The sequence below is a fragment of the Janthinobacterium agaricidamnosum NBRC 102515 = DSM 9628 genome, from assembly GCF_000723165.1.
Lineage (GTDB): Bacteria > Pseudomonadota > Gammaproteobacteria > Burkholderiales > Burkholderiaceae_D > Janthinobacterium > Janthinobacterium agaricidamnosum.
Map to the genome: position 1 here is coordinate 3,240,774 of NZ_HG322949.1, position 24,915 is coordinate 3,265,688.

The 24,915-nt window shown below is 60.7% G+C and carries 18 protein-coding genes and 1 pseudogene; 5 read left to right on the forward strand and 14 right to left on the reverse strand.

Annotation, left to right across the window (positions count from 1 at the left end; genetic code table 11):
- Positions 1–7: 7 nt before the first annotated feature.
- Positions 8–223, forward strand: a pseudogene (locus tag GJA_RS13765) (helix-turn-helix domain-containing transcriptional regulator); the annotation flags it as partial.
- A 10-nt stretch (positions 224–233) separates the two neighbouring features.
- On the opposite strand, the gene GJA_RS13770 reads toward GJA_RS13765, so the two are convergent.
- The 5 genes from GJA_RS13770 to GJA_RS13790 are packed head-to-tail and all read right to left on the reverse strand — an operon-like array spanning position 234 to position 8,390.
- Positions 234–2,930, reverse strand: a complete 2,697-nt coding sequence (locus GJA_RS13770; RefSeq protein WP_038493151.1) for a nitrate reductase — start codon at positions 2,928–2,930, stop codon at positions 234–236.
- Positions 2,931–2,942: 12 nt separating this feature from the next.
- A complete protein-coding gene (locus GJA_RS13775) occupies positions 2,943–4,187 on the reverse strand; it encodes an NAD(P)/FAD-dependent oxidoreductase (RefSeq protein ID WP_051780834.1) in 1,245 nt (414 codons plus the stop codon).
- Positions 4,184–4,531: a nitrite reductase small subunit NirD gene (nirD, locus tag GJA_RS13780; protein WP_038493153.1), complete on the reverse strand. Its 348-nt coding sequence runs from the start codon at positions 4,529–4,531 to the stop codon at positions 4,184–4,186. Before nirD ends, GJA_RS13775 begins: the two co-directional genes overlap by 4 nt.
- 9 nt (positions 4,532–4,540) lie before the next feature.
- Positions 4,541–7,087, reverse strand: a complete 2,547-nt coding sequence (gene nirB, locus GJA_RS13785; protein WP_038499837.1) for a nitrite reductase large subunit NirB — start codon at positions 7,085–7,087, stop codon at positions 4,541–4,543.
- A gap of 10 nt (positions 7,088–7,097) precedes the next feature.
- Complete coding sequence (locus GJA_RS13790) at positions 7,098–8,390, reverse strand: MFS transporter (RefSeq protein ID WP_038493155.1); 1,293 nt, start codon at positions 8,388–8,390, stop codon at positions 7,098–7,100.
- Between the two features lie 302 nt (positions 8,391–8,692).
- Between GJA_RS13790 and GJA_RS13795 the strand changes: the two genes are divergently transcribed.
- From GJA_RS13795 to GJA_RS13805, 4 genes are all read left to right on the forward strand, one after another.
- Complete coding sequence (locus GJA_RS13795) at positions 8,693–10,102, forward strand: alpha/beta fold hydrolase (protein ID WP_038493157.1); 1,410 nt, start codon at positions 8,693–8,695, stop codon at positions 10,100–10,102.
- Positions 10,103–10,115: 13 nt separating this feature from the next.
- Positions 10,116–12,899 (forward strand): CHAT domain-containing protein, encoded by a 2,784-nt coding sequence (locus GJA_RS13800; RefSeq protein ID WP_038493158.1) that lies wholly within the window; start codon positions 10,116–10,118, stop codon positions 12,897–12,899.
- 129 nt (positions 12,900–13,028) lie between these two features.
- Positions 13,029–13,289, forward strand: coding sequence for a PHP domain-containing protein (locus GJA_RS28710; protein ID WP_422567911.1), 261 nt, complete (start codon positions 13,029–13,031; stop codon positions 13,287–13,289).
- Positions 13,276–14,196: a CehA/McbA family metallohydrolase domain-containing protein gene (locus tag GJA_RS13805; protein ID WP_422567912.1), complete on the forward strand. Its 921-nt coding sequence runs from the start codon at positions 13,276–13,278 to the stop codon at positions 14,194–14,196. Before GJA_RS28710 ends, GJA_RS13805 begins: the two co-directional genes overlap by 14 nt.
- Here the strand turns inward: GJA_RS13805 and cobA are convergent.
- The 9 genes from cobA to GJA_RS13850 all read right to left on the reverse strand — a co-directional run bounded on the left by cobA (position 14,183) and on the right by GJA_RS13850 (position 24,907).
- Positions 14,183–14,956 (reverse strand): uroporphyrinogen-III C-methyltransferase, encoded by a 774-nt coding sequence (cobA, locus tag GJA_RS13810; protein WP_038493160.1) that lies wholly within the window; start codon positions 14,954–14,956, stop codon positions 14,183–14,185. The two genes, GJA_RS13805 and cobA, sit on opposite strands and share 14 nt — an antisense overlap.
- Positions 14,957–14,974: 18 nt before the next feature.
- A complete protein-coding gene (locus tag GJA_RS13815) occupies positions 14,975–15,637 on the reverse strand; it encodes a methyl-accepting chemotaxis protein (RefSeq protein WP_144241535.1) in 663 nt (220 codons plus the stop codon).
- Between the two features lie 27 nt (positions 15,638–15,664).
- Positions 15,665–16,837, reverse strand: a complete 1,173-nt coding sequence (locus tag GJA_RS13820; protein ID WP_038493162.1) for a CmpA/NrtA family ABC transporter substrate-binding protein — start codon at positions 16,835–16,837, stop codon at positions 15,665–15,667.
- 226 nt (positions 16,838–17,063) lie between these two features.
- Positions 17,064–17,720: an ANTAR domain-containing response regulator gene (locus GJA_RS13825; RefSeq protein ID WP_174525983.1), complete on the reverse strand. Its 657-nt coding sequence runs from the start codon at positions 17,718–17,720 to the stop codon at positions 17,064–17,066.
- A 116-nt stretch (positions 17,721–17,836) separates the two neighbouring features.
- Positions 17,837–19,339 carry a CoA-acylating methylmalonate-semialdehyde dehydrogenase gene (locus tag GJA_RS13830; RefSeq protein ID WP_038493166.1) on the reverse strand — a complete coding sequence of 501 codons (1,503 nt, stop codon included), beginning with the start codon at positions 19,337–19,339 and terminating at the stop codon, positions 17,837–17,839.
- Between the two features lie 37 nt (positions 19,340–19,376).
- A complete protein-coding gene (gene iolB / locus GJA_RS13835) occupies positions 19,377–20,171 on the reverse strand; it encodes a 5-deoxy-glucuronate isomerase (protein ID WP_038493168.1) in 795 nt (264 codons plus the stop codon).
- Positions 20,168–21,085 (reverse strand): myo-inosose-2 dehydratase, encoded by a 918-nt coding sequence (gene iolE / locus GJA_RS13840; protein ID WP_038493170.1) that lies wholly within the window; start codon positions 21,083–21,085, stop codon positions 20,168–20,170. Before iolE ends, iolB begins: the two co-directional genes overlap by 4 nt.
- A gap of 1 nt (position 21,086) precedes the next feature.
- Positions 21,087–22,964 carry a 3D-(3,5/4)-trihydroxycyclohexane-1,2-dione acylhydrolase (decyclizing) gene (iolD, locus tag GJA_RS13845; protein ID WP_081905409.1) on the reverse strand — a complete coding sequence of 626 codons (1,878 nt, stop codon included), beginning with the start codon at positions 22,962–22,964 and terminating at the stop codon, positions 21,087–21,089.
- Positions 22,961–24,907, reverse strand: coding sequence for a bifunctional 5-dehydro-2-deoxygluconokinase/5-dehydro-2-deoxyphosphogluconate aldolase (locus tag GJA_RS13850; protein ID WP_038493174.1), 1,947 nt, complete (start codon positions 24,905–24,907; stop codon positions 22,961–22,963). The genes iolD and GJA_RS13850 overlap by 4 nt, the downstream gene beginning before the upstream one ends.
- Positions 24,908–24,915: the final 8 nt, after the last annotated feature.

Sequence of the window (24,915 nt, forward strand, 5' to 3'; positions counted from 1 at the left end):
CGATATAGATGGCGATCAAAGCGAACTATTGATTACCTTGCGCCAAATGACCAAGGCCTTTGGCGGCGTGCAAACGGTGGCCGACACCGCCAAACTGAGCCCGACGCAGCTCTACCGAACGCTGTCGCCCAATGGAAATCCCGTGCTGAGCAGCTTGTCGGCGATCCTCAAAGCGATGGGCCTGCGCCTTGCGGTGCAACAGGTGCCCACGCCATACGAATAAAGCGACACCCTCAAGCCGTTTGCTCCGCACGCGTTTCCACCAGCAACTTCTTAATCTCCGGCACGCACGACCCGCAATTGCCGCCCGCTTTCAGGCAGGCGGTCACCTGAGCCACACTGTCGAGTTTCTGGCTGCGGATCGCATCGCAAATCGTGTTGCGTCCGACACCGTAACAGGAACACACGGTCGGCCCGACATCGGCGCCCTTCTCGAGCGGCTGGCCCAGCAGCAAACCCACCCGGTCCGCAGGCTGTAATTGATCATGAGCAAATAATCCCGCCAGCCACGCGCGCGACGGCAAGTCCGGACGCGGCGACAGGAACACACATTGCTCGATGCGGTCGTCGACCAGATGCACGGCACGGTACAGGCCGGCGCTGCGGTCTTCATATTCCAGCCAGTCGGCCTGTTGATCGCCGACTTGCAGCAAGCGGCGCGCCCAGGCGCTGAAATCACTGATGGTATTCCTGCCGGCCAATTCATAACGGGCAAAGTCCTTGCCCTGGATACGCGTCCAGTGCGCCACGCTTTCCAGATTCAGCTCGCTACGGCTGAGGATAAAACCAAACCAGTTGACACGGAATTGCTCGACCCTGGCCGGCGTATGCTTGAATTCCGGTTCGCCCGACACTGGATCGACGACTGGATTGACCAGCGCGCCGACCCGCGCATCGGACGCCGATTGATTATTCCAGTGGATCGGCACAAAAATCCCGCCGCGTGCGATGCCGCCGCCATGCTGCACCCGGGCCACCATCGCGCCCCACGGCGTGGCCACCCGCGCCAGGTCGCCGGCGCGCACGCCGTACAGCAAGGCGTCTTGCGGATGGATGTCGATAAACGATTCCGGCACGTGATCGGCCAGCCGCGCCGACTTGCCGGTGCGCGTCATGGTATGCCACTGGTCGCGCACCCTGCCGGTATTCAAGACCAGCGGGTATTCCTCGCTGACGGCGTGCACCGGGGCGCGCGGCGCGGTGGCGATGAAACGGGCCTTGCCGTCGGCATGCGCAAAGCGGCCGTCATCGAACAACCGCGTTTGACCGAGCGGCCATTGCACCGGTTCCAGCTGGTCGAATTGCTGCGCGCTCAATCCTTGCAGGCCGGCCAGCGTAAAAAAGCGCGCCGTCGCACCACCGTTCCGGTAGGTGCTGAGCCGCGCATGCTCGTCGAAAATCTGCTGCGCGGCATCGAAATCGAAACCGTCGTAGCCCATGCGCTGCGCCACCTGGCACAGCATTTTCCAGTCGGCGCGCGCTTCGCCCGGGACCGGCAAAAAGGCGCGCTGGCGCGAAATGCGCCGTTCCGAATTGGTCACCGTGCCATCCTTTTCGCCCCAGCCCAGCGCCGGCAGCAAGACATGGCCGTAGGCATTGGTATCGGTGTGCTGGCTGATATCGGACACGACCACCAGCGGGCATTTTTCCAGCGCGCGCTGCACCTGGTTGGCGTCCGGCATGCTGACCAGCGGGTTGGTGGCGATAATCCACACCGCCTTGACCTTGCCTTCTTCGATCGCGTGAAACAGATCGACCGCCTTCAAGCCCGGCTTGCTGGCGATATTCGGCGAATTCCAAAAGGTTTGCACGGTGTCGCGGTGCAAGGGATGGTCGAGCTCCATATGCGCCGCCAGCATATTGGCCAGGCCGCCGACTTCGCGCCCGCCCATCGCATTCGGCTGGCCGGTCAGCGAAAACGGCCCCATGCCGGGCCGGCCGATGCGTCCGCTGAGCAGATGGCAATTGATGATGCTGTTAACCTTGTCGGTGCCGGCCGACGATTGATTGACGCCTTGCGAAAAGGCGGTGACGACCTTGCCGGTCGCGGCAAAGGACTGGTAAAACTCCAGCAAATCCTGGACCTCGACACGGCAGATTTTAGCCACCGCTGCCGGATCGCTACAATGATCGGCGCCACCGAGACGCGCCGCCGCCAAAGCGTCATGCAGGCCATGCGTATGCTGCGTGACGAAGGCGTCATCGACCACCCCATGCAGCGCCAGATAGCACAATAAACCGTTGAACAGCCACACATCGGTGCCCGGCTTGACCGGCAGATGCAGGTCGGCCAGTTCGCAGGTCGCGGTGCGGCGCGGATCGATCACCACCAGTTTCATCTCCGGCCGCGCTTCCTTGGCCTTGGCGATGCGCTGGAACAGGATCGGATGGCACCATGCCGTATTGGAACCGACCAGCACCACCATGTCGGCCAATTCCAGGTCTTCGTAGCAGCCCGGCACCAGGTCTTCGCCGAAGGCACGCTTGTGGCCGGCTACCGCCGACGACATGCACAGCCGCGAATTGGTGTCGATATTGGCGCTGCCGACATACCCCTTCATCAGCTTGTTGGCGATATAATAATCCTCGGTCAGCAATTGTCCGGACACATACAGCGCCACCGCATCCGGGCCGTGTTCGGCGATGGTGCGGGTCCAGCCGTCGGCAACCTTGTCCAGCGCCTCGTCCCAGCTCACTTGCCGCAAGCCATCGGCGCCGCGCACTTGCGGATGCAGCAAACGGCCCTCCAGCGATACCGTCTCGCCCAGCGCCGAACCCTTGACGCACAGCTTGCCGAAATTCGCCGGATGGCTGGTATCGCCGGCAATGCTGATCGCACCGTCGGCCATCGGCGTGGCCGACACGCCGCAGCCGACGCCGCAATAAGGACAAGTGGTGCGTACCGCAAATGGGATAGGAGAAAGATTCACGATGGTTCCAGTTCAGGCAGCCTGGCTGCACAGCGCCTTGCCGAAAAGCAAGTGGTTGCGCATGGAGGAAATATCGCTGCGATTTTGTATCAAATCGAAATACCACGGCCCATCGGCCACGTCGCCATACAGCACGGCGCCGGCCAGCCGGTTGTTTTGCACGACCAGCCGTTTATATATGCCGCGGCGCGGATCGCGCAATACCAGGTCTTCGCTGTCCGGACCGCCAATAAAATTACCGACCGAATACAGGTCGATGCCCGTGACTTTCAGCTTGGTCGGGCTGGCTTGCTGCACGTAACGGCGATGGCCGGCGCCCGCCAGATGCGCGCCGCATACCCTGGCCTGCTCCCAGATCGGCGCCACCAGGCCGAACGTGGCGCTGCGGTGCTGCACGCATTCGCCAACCGCGTACACGCGCGGATCGTAGCTTTGCAAGGTGTCGTCGACCACGATGGCCCGCTCGCAAAACAAACCGGCTTGCCGCGCCAGCGCGATATTCGGCCGCACGCCGGCCGCCATCACCACCAGGTCGGCGGGAATGTCGGAACCATCCTTGAAACGCACCGCGGTGACGCGGTCGGTGCCGACGATTTCCGCCGTGTCGGCATTCAACAGGAAACGCAGCCCCTTCACTTCCAGCGCGTTTTTCAGCAAGGCGGCCGCCGGCTTGTCGAGTTGCTGGTTCATCAGCGTATCGCTGACATGCACCACCGTCACCTCCATCCCCTGGCGCAACAAGCCATTGGCCGCTTCCAGCCCCAGCAAACCGCCGCCGATGACCACCGCATGGCGCTGATGTTTCGCTGCCTGCAACATGATTTCGACATCGTCGATATCCCGGAAACCGATTACGCCCGGCAAGGTATGGCCCGGCACCGGTATCATGAACGGTGTGGAACCGGTCGCCAGCAGCAACCTGTCGTAGTGCACTTCCAGTCCGGACGCGGCGCGCACCAGACGGCGGCGGCGGTCGATTTGCAGCACCGGATCGCCGGCATGCAAGGTGATGCCGTTCTGTACATACCATTCCGGCGTGTTGAGCATGATGTCGGCCATGCTCTTTTCGCCCGCCAATAACGGCGACAGCAAGATACGGTTGTAATTGCCGTGCGGCTCGGCGCCGAATACCGTGATGTGGTACAGATCCGGCGCCAGCTTCAGCAATTCCTCGACCGTGCGCATGCCGGCCATGCCGTTGCCGATCACCACCAGCGATGGCTTGGCCGCACTGCCTTTGATGCGCTCACCTGTCATGCGCCTACCCAGACCCGGCCGTTTTCAAGCTTGACCGGCCAGGTCGCGACCGAATGCTCCGGTGCTTCCAGGCATTCCCCCGTCAGCAAGTCGAAATGCTGCTTATAGATCGGCGACGCCACCACGATACGTTCGCCGATACTGCCGATCAAACCGCGCGACAGCACCGACGCACCGGCGTTGGCGTCGTAATTATCGATCGCGAACAGGCGCTGCTGACCGTCGCTGATGTGAAATACCGCCACTTGCTCGCCATTGATCAAGGCGCACACGCCGGTATTCGGCACGATGTCGTCCAGCTTGCAAACCGGCGTCCAGTGACCGCTGTATAAATCCCTGTGCATGATGCCTCCTTATGCCGACTTGGCGATAATCGGAATGCGCTTGAGTTCGCGCTCTTCCACCGTGGCGGGCCGGATCTGGCCGCGCTCCTCCATGAACACCACGTTGCTGTCCTGGTCATCGCTGTTGACGAAATGACGGAAACGCCGGCGCGTGGCCGGGTCGCTGACGGCCGCCGCCCACTCGCACGCATAGGTGTCGACCACATGCTGCATATCCGCTTCCAGTTCTTGGGCGATGCCCAGCTTGTCGTCGATCACCACGGCTTTCAGATAATCGAGGCCGCCTTCGAGGTTGTCGCGCCACACGCTGGTGCGTTGCAAGCGGTCGGCGGTGCGGATATAAAACATCAGGAAACGGTCGACATAACGCACCAGCGTCGCATTGTCGAGGTCGGACGCCAATAACTCGGCATGGCGCGGCTTCATGCCGCCATTGCCGCACACATACAGATTCCAGCCTTTCTCGGTGGCGATCAAACCGATATCCTTGCCTTGCGCCTCGGCGCATTCACGGGTGCAGCCGGACACGCCAAACTTGATCTTGTGCGGCGTGCGCAAGCCCTTGTAGCGGTTCTCCAGTGTGATCGCGAAACCGACGCTGTCGGCCACGCCATAGCGGCACCAGGTCGAACCGACGCACGACTTCACCGTGCGCAAGGATTTACCGTAGGCATGGCCGGATTCAAAGCCGGCGGCGATCAGCTCTTCCCAAATCAGCGGCAATTGCTCGACCCGCGCACCAAACAGGTCGACCCGCTGGCCGCCGGTGATCTTGGTATATAAACCGTATTTCTTGGCCACCTGGCCGACCGCGATCAAGCCGTCGGCGGTGACTTCGCCGCCCGGCATGCGCGGCACCACCGAATAGGTGCCGTCTTTCTGTATATTCCCAAGAAAATAGTCATTGGTGTCTTGCAGGCTGGCGTGCTCTTTCTTGAGCACAAAATCGTTCCAGCACGAGGCCAGGATATTCGCCGCCATCGGCTTGCACACATCGCAGCCCAGACCCTTGCCATGTTGCGCCAGCAATTCCTCGAAACTGCGGATCTTGCCGACGCGTACCAGGTGATGCAATTCCTGGCGTGTATGCGCGAAGTGCTCGCAGACATGGTTGTTGACATCCATGCCGAGCTTTTTCATTTCGGCCTTCATGATTTGCGTCACCAGCGGCACGCAGCCGCCGCACGCGGTGCCCGCCTTGGTGCAACTTTTCAGTGCGCCGATGGACGTATTACCGTCCGCCACCGCCGCGCACAACGTCCCTTTCGACACATCGTTGCACGAACAGATTTGTGCGCTGTCCGGCAAGGCGTCCACGCCCAAGCCGGGCTTGGCCTGGCCATCCGATTGCGGCAAGATCAAAAATTCCGGCGATTCCGGCAGCTCTATCTTGTTGAGCATCATTTGCAGCAAGGTGCCGTACTCGCTGGCGTCGCCCACCATGACGCCGCCCAGCAAATACTTGCCGCAGTCGGACACCACGATTTTCTTGTAGATTTGCTTGCGCTCATCGGTGAATTGATACGAGCGGCTGCCGGCGATGGCGCCGTGCGGATCGCCCAGGCTGGCCACATCGACGCCCATCAGTTTCAATTTGGTGCTCATGTCGGCGCCGGTGAACGTGCTTTGTCCCGCGCCCTGCTCGCCCAGCAGATGACGGGCGGCGATGCGCGCCATTTCATAACCGGGCGCCACCAGGCCGAAGGTCTGGCCGCCCCACAAGGCGCATTCGCCGATCGCATACACGTCCGGATCGGACGTCAGGCAACTGTCGTCGATAGCGATGCCGCCGCGCGGACCGACCGACAAGCCGCAGGCGCGCGCCAGTTCGTCGCGCGGACGGATGCCGGCCGAAAACACGATCATGTCGGTATCCAGATGGCTGCCGTCGGCAAAGCTCATCCGGTGCGTGCCCTGCTCGCCATCGGTAATCGACAGCGTGTTTTTTTGCGTGTGCACCGTCACGCCCAGGTCTTCGATCTTGCGGCGCAGAACACGGGCGCCGCCTTCATCGACTTGCACCGCCATCAGGCGCGGCGCAAATTCGACCACATGGGTGTCCAGCTGCATGTCGCGCAAGGCCTTGGCGCATTCCAGCCCCAGCAAGCCGCCGCCGATGACGACCCCGGTTTTCGAACGCCGGCCGCATTCCAGCATCGCTTCCAGGTCTTCGATGGTGCGGTAGACAAAACAATCCTTGCGGTCCTTGCCCGGCAGCGGCGGCACGAACGGATACGAACCGGTGGCCATCACCAGCTTGTCGTAAGGCAGCACTTCACCGCTGCTGAGCGTGACGGTCCTGGCGCCGAGATCGACCGCGCCGGCGCGGGCATTGAGTTTCAGCAGTACATTGCCGCGCTCGAAAAAGCCTGGCGGCACCAGCGACAAATCGTCGGCCGACTTACCGGAGAAAAATTCCGACAAATGCACGCGGTCGTAGGCCGGACGCGGTTCTTCGCACAAGACGGTCACTGCCAGGTGCGGCGCGCCGCTGTCGGCCAGCCGTTCCAGGAATTTATGGCCGACCATGCCGTGGCCGATGACGATGATTTTCATGATGGCGTCCTCAGGCTGCGGCCAGCGCGGCCTGGTCGGCGGCATTGCTGAAACGCACGGCAATCGCACAGGCGGCCGAGATCAAGACCAGCGCACCGAGGATGGTCAGCGTTTGCTGCACATCGCCGGTGCCCTTCATCAGGAAACCGGCCAGCACCGCGCCGACATTGCCGCCGGCGCCGATAATGCCCGTCACGCCGCCCAAGGCCTTGCGGTCGATGAAGGGCACCAGCGCATATGTCGCACCGCAGGCCATGTGGGTGAACAGGCCGAAACCCAGCATTGCGATGACGGCGAACACCACGCCGCTGGCATGGGCAAACCACAGCAGGCCGACGCCTTCGCCTATCATCAGGATGAACAGCAAAGTGACGCGGCTGTTCAAATTACCGCGCAAGGCCATCTTGTCCGACAGCCAGCCGCCCAAGGCCCGTGCAAACAAGGCCAGCAAACCGAAACTGCCAGCCGCAAAACCGGCCGATTTGAGCGATAAACCGAAGTGATCGACGTAATACACGGCGGCCACGCCATGGATAAACAGTTCAATGCCGAAACAGGCGCCATAGGTAACAAACAACAGCCAGACCCGGTAATTGGCGCTGGCCGCCTTGAAGCTGGCCCAGCCGCCCTTTTTACCGCCTTCGATGGCGACGCCGTCGGCACGCAGCTGGTCGTAATTACCGTCAGGGCAGTCCTGGGTATAACGCCAGTACAATCCCGCCATCACCAGCATCAGGATGCCCGGCACCAGCAAGGCGATACGCCAGCCCATGGCTTCGGTCACGCCCAGCATCACCAGCGCACCCAGCAGTAAAGGCATCAGCGCTTGTGCCGCGCCCGCACCGGCGTTACCCCAGCCTGCCGACGTAGCGTTGGCGGTGCCAACCACATTCGGCGCGAACATCACCGAGGTGTGATATTGGGTAATCACAAAACTGGCGCCGACCGCGCCGATGCCCAGCCGGAAGATCAGGAAACTTTCATAACTTTGCGACAGCGCCACGCCCAGCACCGGTATCGCACCCAATAATAATAAACCCGTGTAAGTCTTGCGCGGACCGAAACGGTCGCACAGCGGACCGACCAGCAAGCGCACCAGAATCGTGATGGCGACGGCGGCGATATTGATATTGGCGATCTGGCTGATCGACAGATGGAACTCGCCCTTGATCACCGGCATCAGTGGCGCGCAGGCGAACCACGCGAAAAAGCAGACGAAAAACGCCATCCACGTCAGGTGGAAAGCGCGCATCTGCGGCGTGCCCAGGGAAAAGAGATTGATGCTGCTTGCTTTGCTGGCCATTTTTTTATCCCGTTAAAAACAAAAAAGCGTCCGCCCGGCAAGGTTTAAAAAACCAAGCCGGGCGGACGCCGTTGTCCTTGCCAGCCCCTCGTTGGACCGACACTCATTGTTCAGGGGATCGCCATTGATCCGTATCTACTCCTTAGCAAGGAGCGTGCCAGATAGTTTGCACGGGTAACGCATCGCGACAAAGAGAGATGAGATGGAGAAAAGGCGAGATGATGGTGCGGCGACGCCCAACATTGGTGCTTTTTTGAGCTCGGGAGCGGCGCGGCGCCCGGAATAGATTGCGGCTACAATAAATGCAATACGACGGCGCGGCACAGTACAAGCTTTCAATCGATGCAATCGTTCAACGGCACATGCGGGCTGGAGGAAACATGTTCAATCGATCGGTTTTGATGGCGTATTGCAGCCTGTTGCTTATTTTTCTCGCCGCATGCAGCCGCGAGAGTCCCTCTCCACCGAATATCGATGTGGATATTCCCGCCAGAACCGCACATCCCAAGACCATTGTCATTTTTGTGCACGGCATCCTGGGCAACGCCGCAACCACGTTCAAGGCGGAACAAGCCGAATCAGGATGGCCGCAGCTGCTGGCTGCGGATCAGACCGTGGAATTTCCTCTGAAGGTCATCAGCGTAGCCTACACCAGCGATCCGATCCGGCGTGGCAGCAATATCCATGAAATCGCCACGCGGCTAGGGTTCCATCTCAGCGCCCTGGGGGTCTTTGAGCGGTACGAGAAGATCATTTTTGTGACGCACAGCATGGGTGGCCTGGTCGCCCGGCGCATGATGTTACAACTCAGCCGCAACGCGCCAGACTCTTTTGCAAAAATTGCCGGCGTTTTCTTCCTTGCCACGCCAGCGGCAGGCTCCGACGAGGCAGCGCTGGCCAAGTGGGTCAGCAGTAATCCGCAATTCGCAAACATGACATCATCGGATGTCAATCTCTTCCTGCAAACAGAAGATGACGACTGGAGGGATCAACTGCGCCGGCGTAAGCCGGACTCGCCTTACCCATACACCTATTGTGCCTACGAAACGCAGGCGATAGCGTCCACCGTTATTGTGCCGCGCGATCGCGCCCAGGCGGGTTGCGACGAAACCTCGGCGCCATTCGACAAAAACCACCTGACGATGGTGAAACCCAAGGATGTTCGTGATGAAGTATATGAATATGTCCTGTATAGAATCAAGAAAATTGTCAACGAAGAGAACATGCCGCTCAAAATATCAATCGGCTTGCGCGGCGCCTCCAACGAACTACTGGCTTCGCCGGCCATACTACGCAGCGGTGAACAATATTCCCTCCGCATCGACGCCAGCAAACCCGCCTGGTTTTACGTGGTCTGCCGGGATAGCCAAGGGAAAATCGAGCGCTACTTCCCCAGCCGGGCCGCGGGAAGCCAGCAAGCCGCGCAAAAGACGCTACGCATACCCAGCGATCCGCGAGCGGCGTTTACGCTCGACCAACATACCGGAGTGGAGCGGATTTATGTATTTGCATCCGCAAAAGACGACACCAAATTGAAGCAGCTTGATGCGGAAGTCCTCTCTGCCAATACGCCCGGCGCAACGCTGCAAAAGGCCTTTGAAACGCGCGGCAGCAAGGTGGCGCCCGTGCCGCCCTCACCCGGCTCAAAGACCCTGGACATTAGCGATTTAGCTGGGGAGCCGGCAACAATGATTGAGATCATCCACCAATAGCGTTCACTTCGCCATGTCCAGCCAGCACGCCCCATTGTCGGTCAAAAAGCTTCTCTTGGCTATGATTCTAACGGGAGTCATGGCTGCCGGCGCGGCACAAGAGATTCCTGCGGCAGACGGCCCGATTGCCGGCGGTTCTGCGGCGGAAATGGAGTTAAACGCGTTCGGCGGCCTGGTGCGGGCCGGACAAAAGCCGGTGCGTGACCGTGGCGCCTGGTCCGATCTCAATCTCACCATGATAGCGGCACAATATAACATCAGCAAACAATACCCTCAAGCGCTGCGGATATGCGCCTATCAAGAGTCTATCGCAACAGAGCAAAAGGCCATTCAGCAAGCTAGATATTGTCGCTTGGTAGCTTTGACCAACATGGGACGTTATGCGGAGGCGGAAGAGATGGCTTACGCCGATGCGCAATGGAATGCGTCTTTAGATGGGATCAAGACCCAGGACACTTTCGTTCAACTGCAACGCTATCTGAATCATTTAGCTGTCTTAAGCACCCTGAGCCTCGCCCAAGGAAATGCGGCGATGGCGAAAGCGTCTATCGCCAAGATCATGTCGCTGCTGCCCCAGGCGAGAAAACCTGCGGCGTACCCGGCATCCGTCAGTTCAACCATGGTCCAATTGGGGGAGCAGATGCGTACAGTCGCTTTGAACGATCTGGAAGTGACAGCGCAGGTGCAAGCGCTGGAGATCGCCTATGGGGAACAGGACGGCAGCTACGAACGCCGGCTCGACGCCTTGCTCATATTGCCGCAGGTGGACACTGAGGATCGCTGGGGCCTGATGGCCATGGACCAATCAGATTCACTGCTAACGCTTGGCAACAGGACCAAGGCGCAAGAAATGGCGCGCCGTGCGTTACCGAATGTCGAGGCTTCCGCAGGCTTTCGTGACCAGCCCAAGCCCCTGAGCAAGTTTGCGCCATTAGCGTCGGTGACAACCGTCCTGGGCGATGAACGCAGCAACCGGGGTTATGCAGAAGAATGGCTACGCCTGGTTAAAACCTATCTTTTGCTGGACCGTCAACCCGAGGCGCTACGTCTTTTGCAAGCGGCCAAGGACCTGGCGACGCGCTACCAGATAGAAGAGCTGCCCAGCAGCACGCTGATGGCTGAAGTGGAGTTCGTCGAGGCGAATATGCTGCTGGAGTCCGGCGAACAAAAAGCAGCGCTTTCACTCTTGCGGTCGGCGCGCTCGCGGCTATTGCTGGCGGATGTAGCCGAACGTTCCGCCACCTTCGGTCGCCGGCGGCCTGCATTCGGCAGCCGCTTAATGACAATCGGGGCCAAACTGCTCTCAGTGATCAGGGCATCGGAACAGATGCCGATCCGGGATCCTGCCGTGATACGCGAGGTACTCGATATTGCCGCCGACTTTGCCGCCTCGCGCGCCAATCAAAATGCACAACAAGCGTCGCAATCGATAAACCAGCCGCGTGCAGAGCAAAAGCAATACTTGCTACGCGAGGGAATATTAATCGATGAATTGATCGACTTGCGCGGCATCCTTGGCACGACAGTCTGGAAAAAGGACGCCAACGCAGATGCGGCCCGGACCGCAAGCCAAAAACGCATGAGTGAAATATACAGCGAACTGCGCACACTGAAAAAACTGATCGATCCGCACAGCGGTCATTCCAGCCAGCAATTGCTGGAACAGGACTTTTCAGCACTGTCGGACAGCGAGCTTCACTGGCAATGGGTGCTGCATCCCGAGGGCAATAGCGTCATCTGCGTAAGCAATCATGCGCTTTGGATCGCTAAGGTCGAGGTGAAGCTAAAGGATATTCAATACGACGCCGAGGCGCTGGTCAGCTCGGTCAGCAAAGCAAAGCCGAACTATCCATTTAAATCGGCACGGCATATCTATGCCGCGCTATTTGGGCCATTGATACGGGATATCCCATCAATACAACATTGGATCATTTCGCCGCCTCGGCAATTTGATCGGCTGCCCTGGGGCGCACTTGTGACCGATAGCGCGGATGCGGGAACCGCAAGAACCCACTGGCTGATCGATAAGGTGGCGATAACATTGACGCCGTCACTTCCTACCTGGAGCCAATTGCAACGGCGCAGACCGACGCAAGCACGACTGGCTTTTCTTGGGGTAGGAGACCCGCTTGTCGCAGCAATGGTCAGCCCTGCGGAAATGGGAACGCGCGGCGCATTTGTGGCATCGCTGCTGGCCACGCCTCCGATTCAACTGCGCGCCGAAACCTCTTTCGGAAGAGAATTAAAGGCGGTTGCCGGGCTATTTCCGGCATCGGGCCGCGTACTGAAGACACGCGAACAAGCGACCAAGAAAAACCTTTTTGACGCTAATCTGACGAATTACAAGGTGCTGCTGTTCAGCACGCATGGCTATCTCTCAGGCGCCATGGTCAGCGCCATTGGTCCAAGCTTGCTGATGACAGCAACTTCTCGGGCACGAGAAGAATTATTCCTGACGTCCAATGAAATAGCGCGCCTGAGACTCGACGCCGATCTGGTGTTCTTAAGCGCTTGCGACACGTCCGCTTCCGATGGGTCGCCGGACGCCGAAGGGTTTTCAGGTCTCACCAGCGCATTTCTTCTGGCGGGAGCGAGGACGGTCGTTGCTTCACTATGGCCTGTCGAAACCACTTCCACCGAAACATTAAGCCAAGCTGCCTTGGCGGCCTATGTCAGAGAACCGGGTCGTCCATTTGCCTTTGCCTTGCGCGCCTCCATGATGGGACTGGCACATGGAAAAGACGCCAGCTTGCGCCACCCATATTTTTGGTCCTCGTTCCTGGCCGTGGGGCGATAATCTCTGTCAACACCAGTGTCACGTCCCCTTGTTGCAGCATGACGTGACTGCCTGCGTCTGGCGTGTCATTCGCTTGTCATATCCAAATGATAGGGTGTAGCGTTTTTTCTACCCGTCAGGATACCCCCCATGTCTTACTCCAGAACGTTGCTCCCTGCGGCCATCGCCATCATATTGAGCCTCGCCGCCTGCGGCGGCGACAAGGAGACGGCAAGCACCGTGCCACCGCTCCCAACCGGCCGCTGGATCGCCGGCGATCTGCATACCCACACCACCCAATCCGCCGATGCCGATGTCAGCCAGACGCTGGATAAAGTCCTGGGCAAGGCGTTCGCCAGTTACGGCCTCGATTGGATGGCGGTCTCCAACCATTTGCGTGTTTCCACTTAACGATGCCGCGCCCAACATCGTGTTCGCCATCGAAGGCATGGTGGGCAACCAGATGGAGCCGGACCGTGGCGGCTACACGGCAGCCTATACGGACGACAATGCGTTGCTGCGCGTCTATGGCGGCGTCGATTACGTGGTGGCCAAACTGGGCGGACCATGGGATGCGCTGCTGGGCGAGGGCCGCCGCATCTGGAACCTGACCGATTCGGACACCCACTTCAAGATCGTCGGCGGCAACAGCAGCGGCTATTTCCCGGGCGAGTATGCGAAGAACTATGTATTCAATAGCGCGCAAGGCGTGCCCCTCGCGAAAGACTTGCTGGCCGGCCTGCGCTCGGGCAAGATGTTCTCCACCTACGGCGACCTGATTAACGCGCTGGACTTCAACCTGGCCAGCAAGGACGACCGCAAAGAGATGGGCGGCGAGCTGAAGGTCGGCAACGGCGACAAGGTGACCATTACCATCCGCTTCAAGAGCCCGGCTAAAAACAACTACGAAAAGCCGGTCGATAGCGGCGTGGCCGCCAACCTCAAGCCAGTGGTCGATCATATCGATCTGATCGCCGGCGATGTCGGCGCGAAGGCGGCGGCGGGAACCGCGGCCTACAACGTTGCCGGCAATGCCAGCACCAGCGTGGTCAAGCGCTTCACCAGCGCGGACTGGAAAGTCGATGCCGATGGCTACTATAGCGTGAGCTACCAGACCACCGCGACCAGGAATCAGTACTTCCGCCTGCGCGGCACCAACCTGGGCACCGATGTCGCCGGCCTGACGCAGGGTGGCGAACCGCTGGCCGACCAGCGCACCGGCACCACCGACAATACCCAGCGCTTCAACGACATCAACGACCGGAATTACCGCAGCCTGTGGTTCTATTCGAATCCGGTATTCGTCACCTTGCGTTAATCATCGACCCGGTCGCCATCATGTCGCTGCTCCATTGATCGGCGCAACGCACCACATCGCCGATCACCATGATGCTCGGACTCCCCAGCCCGCTGGCCAGCAATGCCGCGGGCAATTCGCCCACGGTGGTCAGCAATTGCCGCTGCTCTTCCCTGCTGGCCGATTGCACCACCGCCACCGGGGTTTCCGGCGCCATGCCGCCGGCCAGCAAGCCGGCCTGTATCTGTCCACAACGCGCCACGCCCATGTAAATCACCAGCGTCAGCCGGCTTTGCGCCAGGGCGCTCCAGTTCGGTTCGGACGCGGCATCCTTGCCATGCCCGGTGACAAACACCGCGCCCTGGCTCCAGCGCCGGTGCGTCAGCGGCACGCCGATGCTGGCCGGGGCGGCCAGGCCGCTGCTGATGCCAGGCACCACCTCGACCGTCACGCCCTGCGCCATCAAATGGGCGCGCTCTTCGCCGCCGCGGCCGAACAGATACGGGTCGCCGCCCTTCAACCTGACCACGCGCTGCCCGCTTTTCGCTTCGGCGACCATCAAGCGTTCGATAAATTCTTGCGGCGTCGATTTGCAGCCGCCGCGCTTGCCGACCTCGATGACACGCGCATCGGCCGATGCATAGGCCAGGATGGCCGGATTAACCAGGTCGTCGATCAATATCACGTCGGCTTGCCGGATCGCCTTGACCGCCTTGAGCGTCAGCAATTCCGGATCGCCGGGGCCGGCGCCGACCAGTATCACGTTTCCTTGTTGCAACATGAGACACTTCCCTTCGGGTTATGCGGCGCTCAGCGCCGCCTTGACCATATCGTCGATTTCGCCGGTAATGGTCGACAGCACGCCGGCAACCACCGCGAATTCCTTGCCAGCCTGGCCGGCGCGCGCGGCCACGATGCGGGCATTGAATGCGACCATCCTGGCTTGTTTGGCGATGGTTTCAATATCGGTGATGACGCCGCGCAATTGCTTTTTCATCAGTACGGCGTGGCGCTTCGACTGGTCTTCGTAAATCGCCGTGACCTGGTTCAGCACGCCCAGCATCGGCGTGGTGACGCCGACCAGTTCGGCCAGCAGCGCTGCCGCCTCCGAAGAGGTACGCTCGATCGCCGTCAATACGCGCTCGGCCAGGTCGGCAAAATAACGGATCTTGCGGTCGCCGGCCAAGGCGCCGAAATACGCTTCCTGCAATTCGGCACAGAAAATACCCGGCACCTTGCCATCGCCGTTGATCAAGGCCGCGTGGGCGCCGCGGAACAAGCCCAGCGCTTCGCGCGCGGTGGCTGACGCGCTGTCGTCGCCTTGCGCGGCCAGTACCGCATACAGCACGATGCGCTGCGACGTAAAGCGGCGCCGGCCGGACAAGTTGATCAGGGCACCGAACACTTCGCCCGACAGCGGCGTCGTGTCATCGATGGGTTTGCGCGCTTCGGTCATCAACATCTTGCGACTCCCTTGTTTGGTGGCGTATCAGTGACGTATCTTGAACGAAGCGGCATACAGCTCAGGCTGCGTGCCATCCCACACCACGCCGTCGACCAGCGTGGAACTGCGCAACACGCTTGACGGCAGCGGCGTGGCCGTCATTTCCGCCGCCTGCCGGTACAGCCCGATGCGGTTGACACTGCTTGCCACCGCCAGATAATCCGGGTCGTCTTTCAGCAAGCCCCAGCGCCGGTGCTGGGTCATGAACCACATGCCGTCCGACAAATACGGGAAATTGACGGCGCCCTCGTTGTAAAACTTCAAGCCGTGCGGATCGTCCCAGGTATTGCCCAGGCCATTCTGCTGATGTCCCGGCATGTGCGGCGAGATCAATTCCTGGCTGGCGTTGACGTACTGCGGCTGGCCGATTAGCTCCAGCATCTTTTGCTTGTTGTCGACCGACGCGTCGAGCCACTTGCCGGCATCTAACAACGCCGCCACCATCGCGCGGCAGGTATTCGGATACTGGTCGGCAAACTCAGCGCTGGTTCCCAGCACCTTGCCCGGATGATCCGGCCAGATTTGCTGGGTGGTCGCCGCCGTGACGCCGATGTCGTCGGCCACCGCCTTCCAGCCCCATGGTTCACCGGCGCAAAAACCGTCGATATGGCCGGCGCTCAAATTGGCCACCATTTGCGACGGCGGCACCGTCACCATGCGGGCTTGCCGCAGCGGATCGATGCCATGCGCCGCCAGCCAGTAATGCAGGTACATCGCGTGGGTGCCGGTTGGAAAAGTCTGGGCAAAGGTATAGCTGCGCGGCGCGCTATGCATCAATTTCGCCAGCGACGCGCCATCGATGGCGCCCTGGCGCGCCAGGCTGGACGACAAGGTGATCGCCTGGCCGTTATGGTTCAAATTCATCAGCACCGCCATGTCGCGCGCCTGCCCGCCTATGCCCATTTGCACGCCATATACCAAGCCGTACAGCACGTGGGCGGCGTCCAGCTCGCCATTGCCGAGCTTGTCGCGCACGCGGGCCCAGGACGCTTCCTTGCTGAGTTCGATCTTGATGCCGTACTTGCGGTCGAAACCGAGCAGCGACGCCATCACCAGCGACGCGCAATCGGTCAGCGGCAAGAAACCGATCCTGACTACTTCCTTTTCCGGCCGATCCGACCCGGCTACCCAGGCGCTCACATTTGACGATTCCGACATACCACTCCTGGCCATGGCCTGAAAATAAAAAAAGCATCTCCCCGGCACGAATCGTTCATGCTGAAAAGACGCCATTGTCTGATGTGGCCCGACCGCCGTTGGCCGGGCCATTGCCTACTTGACCAGCAAAGAACGTGCCAAGCTGGCGCCAGCGTTAATCCATCGTTTCAACGCTAAAAATGCACCATCGTTGTGCGTCGCACCAATCTGGACAGCGATGGACTTCTTAGCCGCCCAGCAAATCCTCGACATCCAATATGCGCTGGGCAATTTCCGACAGCTTCAAGTTCTTGTTCATCGCCATGCTGCGCAGCTTTTGATAAGCCTGCTCTTCCGATAATTGATGATGAACCATCAGCAAGCCCTTGGCCCGCTCGATGACCTTGCGCTCGGCCAGCTTGTGCTTGGTGTCCGATAATTCCGCCCACAGTTTTTGTTCTTGCTTGAAACGGGCCAGCGCCACGTTCAGCACCGGCTTGATGCGTTCGGCATGCAGGCCGGCCACGATATACGCCGACACGCCGGCCGCCATCGCGGCATCCATGCTGGAAATGGTGTCGTCTTCGGTGAACAGCACGATCGGGCGACGCTCGTCGCGGGTGGCGATGACAATGTGTTCCAGCACATCGCGCGCGTCCGATTCGGCGTCGATGATGATCATGTCAGGTTGCAATTGTGCTATGCGCTCGGGCAAATACAGGTCGGCCGGCAGCGAGGCGATGATGTCGTAGCCCGATTCAAGCAAGCCGATGCGCAAGGCATTACCGCGCTGGGCTTGCGCATTCAACGCGGCGTCGTGCTCGTCGCCGGGATTGATGATGGTGTTGACGACCACGATGCGCAGTTTGCGCAACGGTGTGGACAGGGTTCGTCTGGACGACATGAATGATTTCTGCTGGTTATTGCTTATAAACTGCAAGTAAGCAAAAATCGAACCAGACTCAAGATACGGACCAGGGCCGGCCGAATAACAACGGCCCTGGTTTCAAGCGACAACGGTTATTTCATCGTCGGCATCGCAAACTCGGCGCCGTCCGCCGTCGACGCCGGCCAGCGCTGGGTCACCGCCTTTTGCTTCGTGTAAAAACGCACCGATTCCGGGCCGTGGGCATGATGGTCGCCAAACAGGCTGCGTTTCCAGCCGCCAAAGCTGTGGAACGCCATCGGCACCGGGATCGGCACGTTGACGCCGACCATGCCCACTTGCACCCGGCGCGTGTATTCGCGCGCGGTATTGCCGTCGCGGGTATAAATCGCCGTGCCATTGCCGAACTCATGCGAATTGACCAGCTTCAGCGCGGCCGCAAAATCCGCCACGCGGACGATGCACAATACCGGTCCGAAGATTTCCTCTTTGTAAATCGACATGTCCGGCGTGACATGGTCGAACAGGCTGCCGCCGAGGAAGAAACCTTTTTGATGGCCCGGCAACACAAAACCGCGCCCATCGACCGCCAATGTCGCGCCGGCGGCGACACCGGCATCGATATAGCCGACGATCTTGTCTTTATGCACTTGCGTCACCACCGGCCCCATTTCCGCTGACAAATCCATGCCTTGCGTAATTTTCAGCGCCTGGATGCGCGGTTTCAACGCCTCGACCAGTTTATCGGCCACGTTGCCGACCGCCACCACCACCGAAATCGCCATGCAGCGTTCGCCGGCCGAACCGTAGGCCGCGCCCATCAAGGCGTCGACGGTTTGTCCGATATCGGCGTCGGGCATCACCACCATATGGTTCTTGGCGCCGCCCAGCGCCTGCACCCGCTTGCCTTGCGCGCAGCCGGTCGCGTAAATGTATTCGGCAATCGGCGTCGAGCCGACAAAGCTGACGGCGCGCACATCCGGGTGATGCAGCAAGCCATCGACTGCCGACTTGTCGCCCTGCACCACATTGAATACGCCATCGGGCAAGCCCGCTTCCTTGAGCAAGTCGGCCAGCAACAGGCTGGCCGATGGGTCGCGTTCGGACGGTTTCAAGACGAAGGTGTTACCGCAGGCAATCGCCATCGGGAACATCCACATCGGCACCATCACCGGGAAATTGAATGGCGTGATGCCGACGCACACGCCCAGCGCCTGGCGGATCGACCAGGCGTCGATACCGTTGCCGACTTGTTCGGTATATTCGCCTTTCAGCATCTGCGGGATGCCGCAGGCAAATTCGACCACTTCGATGCCGCGCGTTACTTCGCCGCGCGCATCGGTGAACACCTTGCCGTGTTCCGACGTGATCAGCGCCGCCAGCTTGTCGGCGTTTTGTTCCAGTAATTCCTTGAATTTGAACATGATGCGGGCACGGCGCAGCGGCGACGTGTCGGCCCAGGCCGGAAAGGCCGCATCCGCCGCGGCGACGGCGTCATTGATGTCGCTGTCGCTAGCCAGCGCGACACGCGCCGTGACGTCGCCGGTGGCGGGATTAAACACGTCGCTGCCGCGCGGCGAGGCCGAGACGATATGGCGGCCGCCGATAAAGTGGCCGATGGTATGTACGGTAGACATGGTGATACTTTCAATAGTTAAGGGTGCCCTGTGACAATCAGGATTTCAGCATCCACTCGTGCGCCGGGTCATTCTTGAAATGCCATGCGCGCTTCGGCCCGGCCATCACGTTCAGGTAATACGATTCATAGCCATACGGCACCACCACCGGGTGATAGCCGCGCGGCACCATCACCACGTCGTGGTTTTCGACGGCCATCGATTCATCGATGGAACGGTCGTCGGTATAGACGCGCTGGAAGGCAAAACCTTGCGGCGGATTGAGGCGATGATAATAGGTTTCTTCGAGCGAACTTTCTAAGGGGAGATTATCGATGTCGTGCTTGTGCGGCGGATAACTCGACGAATGGCCGCCCGGGGTGCGCACTTCGACCACCAGCAGACCGTCGGCGTCCTCGGTTTGCGGCAAGATGTCGCACACATAGCGGGTGTTGGCGCCCGTACCGCGCACCGAGCGTTTCATGTCTTGCGGCGCGATCAGCCTTGCAGGCCGGTCCTTGACGGCGGGCGCGCTGCACAAGCCCAGTTCGGCGTCGCTCCGCGCCGTAATAGTTGCCGCCATGTGGCGCGGCAAATACACGGCGGCCGGAGCCTGGTCGTCGAATACGCTGCCGCGTCCGCCGATATCGGCCCAGGTCTGGCTGCCGGCTTCGACCGTGACGGTGCCGCTGATCACGACGATGCACAATTCACGTTCATCGGTCAGGATATTGCTGCGATCTCCCGCCTTCAAGCGCCGCGCTTCAAAGCCGACGTGGGTCCAGCCGGCCGATTGCGGCGTCACGCGGACAATCTCCCGGCCCTCGGCCTGGCCTTTGACGAGTAATTTCATGCCGCCTCCTGCACGCCCAGGTTGATTTCATGCACCAGTTTCGCCAGATGCTGGTAGCCCATTTGCGCATACTGGTAACTCGGCGCGACGGCCGGGTCTTGCTCGGCTTCGACCACCAGCCAGCCTTGATAGCCGTGTTGCCGCAGCAATTGCAGAATCGCCTTGAAATCGATGCAGCCATCGCCCGGCACGCTGAACGCGCCATTGATCACCGCTTGCAAGAAACTCCAGTTGCCGTTGCGCGCCAGCTTGACCACGGCCGGACGCACATCCTTGCAATGCACGTGGGATACGCGGTTGATGTGCTTGCGCAACACGGCGACCGCATCGCCGCCGGCAAAGGTGATGTGGCCGCTGTCGAACAGCAAGCCCACTTCCGGGCCGGTCAGGGCCATCAACTGATCGACATCGTCCGGCGTTTCGACATACGCGCCCATGTGGTGATGGTAAGAAAGACGCACGCCATGGGCCAGCGTATGGCGCGCAAATGCCGTCAACTTGTCGGCATAAGCCTGCCATTGGGCGGCGCTGGTGAAACGCGGACGCTTATACAGCGGGCGCGGTTCGCCCTGGATCGCATCGGCCACTTCGCCATACACCATGACGCTGGCGCCGCTTTCGGCCAGCAGGCGCAAGTGCGGACCGACGGCGGCGATTTCCTCTTCGACAGAGCGCTGGGCCAGGCGCCCGGAATACCAGCCGGACACGCATTCCAGATGGTATTTGCCGAGCACGGCGCGCAAGGCGCCGGATTCTTTCGGGAACTTGTTGCCCAGTTCAAAACCGGCATATCCAATTTCCGCGCCTTCGCTCAATGCCGTTTCCAGCGGCGTTTCGCCGCCCAGCGACGGCAAGTCGTCATTCATCCATGAAATAGGATTGATGCCTATTTTGACGTTCAATGGTGCGTTCATCTTATTTCCTTTGTGCTAAGCGATCTGTTTCATAACGGCTGCGCGCGGCCCGCACCTGTTCCCGTTCCGACACTTCCGGCACCGCCACTTCCCACCAGCAACCGCCTTCGCTGGTGGTGCGGGTCGGGTCGGTATCGATGCACACCACATAGGTGCTCTCGGCTTTCCTGGCGCGCTGCAACGCTTGTTCCAGTTCCGGTATGGTCTTGACGTTTTCACCGTGTGCGCCCAGCGAGCGGGCATGCATCGCAAAATCGATGTGCGGCGCGCCGTCTGTCCCCTGCAGGCAATCGTCGAACATATTATTGAACGGTTCGTTGCCGCAGGCTTGCTGCAAGCGGTTGATGCAGCCGTAACCCCGGTTATCGAGTACCACGATGATCAATTTCTTGCCCAGCATGACAGAGGTGGCGATTTCCGAATTCATCATCAGGTAACTGCCGTCGCCGACCATCACCACCACGTCCGCATCCGGCCTGGCCATCTTGACGCCGAGGCCGCCGGCGATTTCGTAACCCATGCACGAATAACCGTACTCCATATGGTAGCCGCCGGGTATCGAGGTGCGCCACAGCTTGTGCAATTCGGCCGGCAAGGTGCCTGCCGCGCAGACCACGATATCGTTGCCGGCCGACTGTGCCGACGAGCGCTGCACCGCGCCGATCACTTCGCCATCATAAGGCAAGGCCACCTCGCGCCGGGCGGTGATCGCGGTGACGGTGGCGCGCCATTGACGGGCTTCGACCAGCGCGCGCTCTTCCCATTCGGCATCGCTGCACCAGCCATCGAGCAGAGCCGACAGCTTTTGCAAACCGGCGCCGGCATCCGTCTGCAGCGCCAGGCCGCGCCGTTTCAACGCATCGAAGGCGTTCACGTTCAGGCTGACCAGTTCGGCATGCGGAAACAGCGAGTTCGAGCCGGTGGTAAAGTCTTGCAAGCGCGTGCCGACCGCCAGCACCAGGTCGGCTTGGGCGGCCAGCAGATTGGCGGCCGGCGAACCGGTGACGCCGATCGCGCCCAATTGCAGCGGATGATCCCACGGCAAGGAACTCTTGCCGGCATGGGTTTCCGCGACCGGTACGCCATGCTTTTCAGCAAAGCTGCGCAGGGCCTGACCGGCTAGGCCGTACAGCACGCCGCCACCGGCGACGATGATCGGCTTTTTAGCATCGCGCAACAGCGCGGCGGCTTGCTCCAGCTCGCTTTCCAGCGGCGGCACCGTGCGGAACGTCACCAGCCGTGGTTCAAAAAAATCGGCCGGATAATCATAGGCCATGGTTTGTACGTCTTGCGGCAAGGCCAGTGTCACCGGGCCGCAAGCGGCCGGATCGGTCAGCGCCTGTATCGCGCGCGGCAAGGCGGTCAGCAATTGTTCCGGGTAAATGATGCGGTCGAAATAACGCGACAGCGGTTTGAAGGCGTCGTTGACCGACACGCTGCCGTCGCCGCCGTCTTCCAGTTGCTGCAATACCGGGTCGGGAGAGCGCGACACGAACACATCGCCCGGCAGCAGCAGCACCGGCAAGCGGTTGACGTGGGCCAGCGCGGCGGCGGTCAGCAGATTGGTGGCGCCGGGGCCGATCGAGGTGGTCACCGCCATCATGCGGCGCCGCATATGGGCCTTGGCGTAGGCGATGGCCGCATGCGCCATCGCCTGTTCATTGTGGGCGCGGAACGTCGGCAAGGGATGATCGGCATCGTCGCGCTGCCGGTACAGCGCCTCGCCCAGCCCGGCCACGTTGCCGTGGCCAAAGATCGCAAACACGCCGCCGAACAGCGGCACCTTGCCGTGTTCGGTTTGCACGCGCAGCGCGGCCAGGTAGCGCACCAGCGCCTGCGCCATCGTCAGACGGATGGTCGATTTTGCGTGGTTCGTCATGCGGCGTGCTCCAGGCCATTGCGGCTGCGCTGCCACAGCGTAATCAAGGTTTCGAAATTGGCGCGCGCCTCGGCGATCAGGCCGGCGTCGTCGATGTCGCCGGCCAGCCAGCGCTGGCTAGGCTCATGGAAAATCGTGCGGCCAACCATGAAACCACGGCAGGTCCTGCTATGGCGCGCCTGTTCGAAACTGGCGGCCAGCGCCTCGATCGACGCATTCAAGCCGAGGAACACCACGCCGCGGCAATACGGATCGCGCTCTTGCACCAGTGCATCGATATTCGCCCATTGCTCGGCATTCATGCCTTCCAGTTTCCACCATTCCGGGTAAATGCCCAGGTTATATAGCCGCTTGACGGCGCGGTAGACGGTGTCGGGGGCGCTCGCCAGCGACTTGGACGGTATCACTTCCAGCAGTAATTCATGGCCGCTGACCTGGGCCGCGTCATACAGCGCCTTGACTTGCGCTTCCTGTTCCAGCCGGTTTTCGACCGCATCGTCCGGATGCAGTTGCACCAGGCATTTGATGACATGTTCCTTCGGCCAACTGATCAAGTGCGAACCGATAGAGCGGCCCCAGTCGAATTGCAGCGGGTTGGAACCCGGCAATTCGACGGTGCGGCCTATCCACCAGCCGCGCCCGGTCGCGTCGTTCAAGGCGTCCAGGCCGTAGCGGTCGTCGATCAGCACGCCGGTCTTGCCCTGCAGCCCCTTGGCGATCTCGGTCTGGCCGACGGCTTGCACCAGCAATTGTTTTAAGGCGGGAAGACGCGCCTCATCGGCGCCGTTGCCTTGCGCCAAATGGAAGAATTGGTTGCGATGGTCGAAAGCGAAGACGCACAAATCGTTCCATTGCGGCCGCGCCACGCTGACCCGGTGCAGCCGCGCCAGCACCGCATCCTGGTCGGGACGGGTCAAGCGCGCCGCATTGGCCAGGAAATAATCCAGTTCGACCGGAGTCGGCATTGCCGGCGCACAAGCATGGCGCGACACCACCAGCGCGCCACAGGCATTGGCGTAGCGGCAGCAGGTTTCATAATCCTTGCCGTTCAGCCAGCCTTTCAGGAAACCGGCCAGGAAAGCGTCGCCGGCGCCCAGCACGTTCAGCACGTCGACTTGCACGCCGCGATAATTATAGGCGTCGTCCAGCGTGGCCGGAATGGCGCCGCTAATCACCGCGCAACCGAGCGGGCCGCGCTTGACCACCAGCGTCGCGCTGGTGCTGCGGCGCACCGTTTGCAGCGAGGCCATGATGTCGGCGCCGCCGCCGGCGATCATGAATTCTTCTTCGGTGCCGACCACCAGGTCGAACAGCGGCAAGATGCCTTGCAAATGCCGCGTCACGCCTTCGTTGGACACAAAGCGCGTGGCGCCGTCGGCCTTGCCGGACAAGCCCCACAATACCGGGCGGTAATCGATGTCGAGCACGGTGCGCACCTGGTTCTGACGCGCATGCTGTAATGCCAGCGTGCTGACGGCGTGCATCGCCGCGGTCGAGAAATGCGTGCCGGTGATCAACAGCGCCTTGCTCGATGCGATGAACGCTGCATCGATGCTCTCCGGCTCGATCGCCATGTCGGCGCAATTTTCGCGGTAAAAAATCAGCGGAAACGTGTCTTTGTCCTTCAGGCCGAGCATCACCAGCGCCGTCAGGCGTTGTTGATCGATACCGACATGGCTGATGTCGCAGCCTTCGGCTTGCAGCGTGTCGGTCAGGAAACGGCCCATATGATCGTCGCCGACCCGCGACAACATTGCCGAGCGCAAGCCGAGACGGGCGCTGCCGAAGGCGATATTGGCCGACGAACCACCGAGGTATTTGGCGAAGCTGGAGACATCTTCCAGCGGGCTGCCGATTTGCTGCGCATACAGGTCGACCGCCAGGCGGCCGAGGCAGATCACGTCCAGCGCCCTGCCCGATGCAAATTGCGTGGTATTTTCCATGAGCTTAT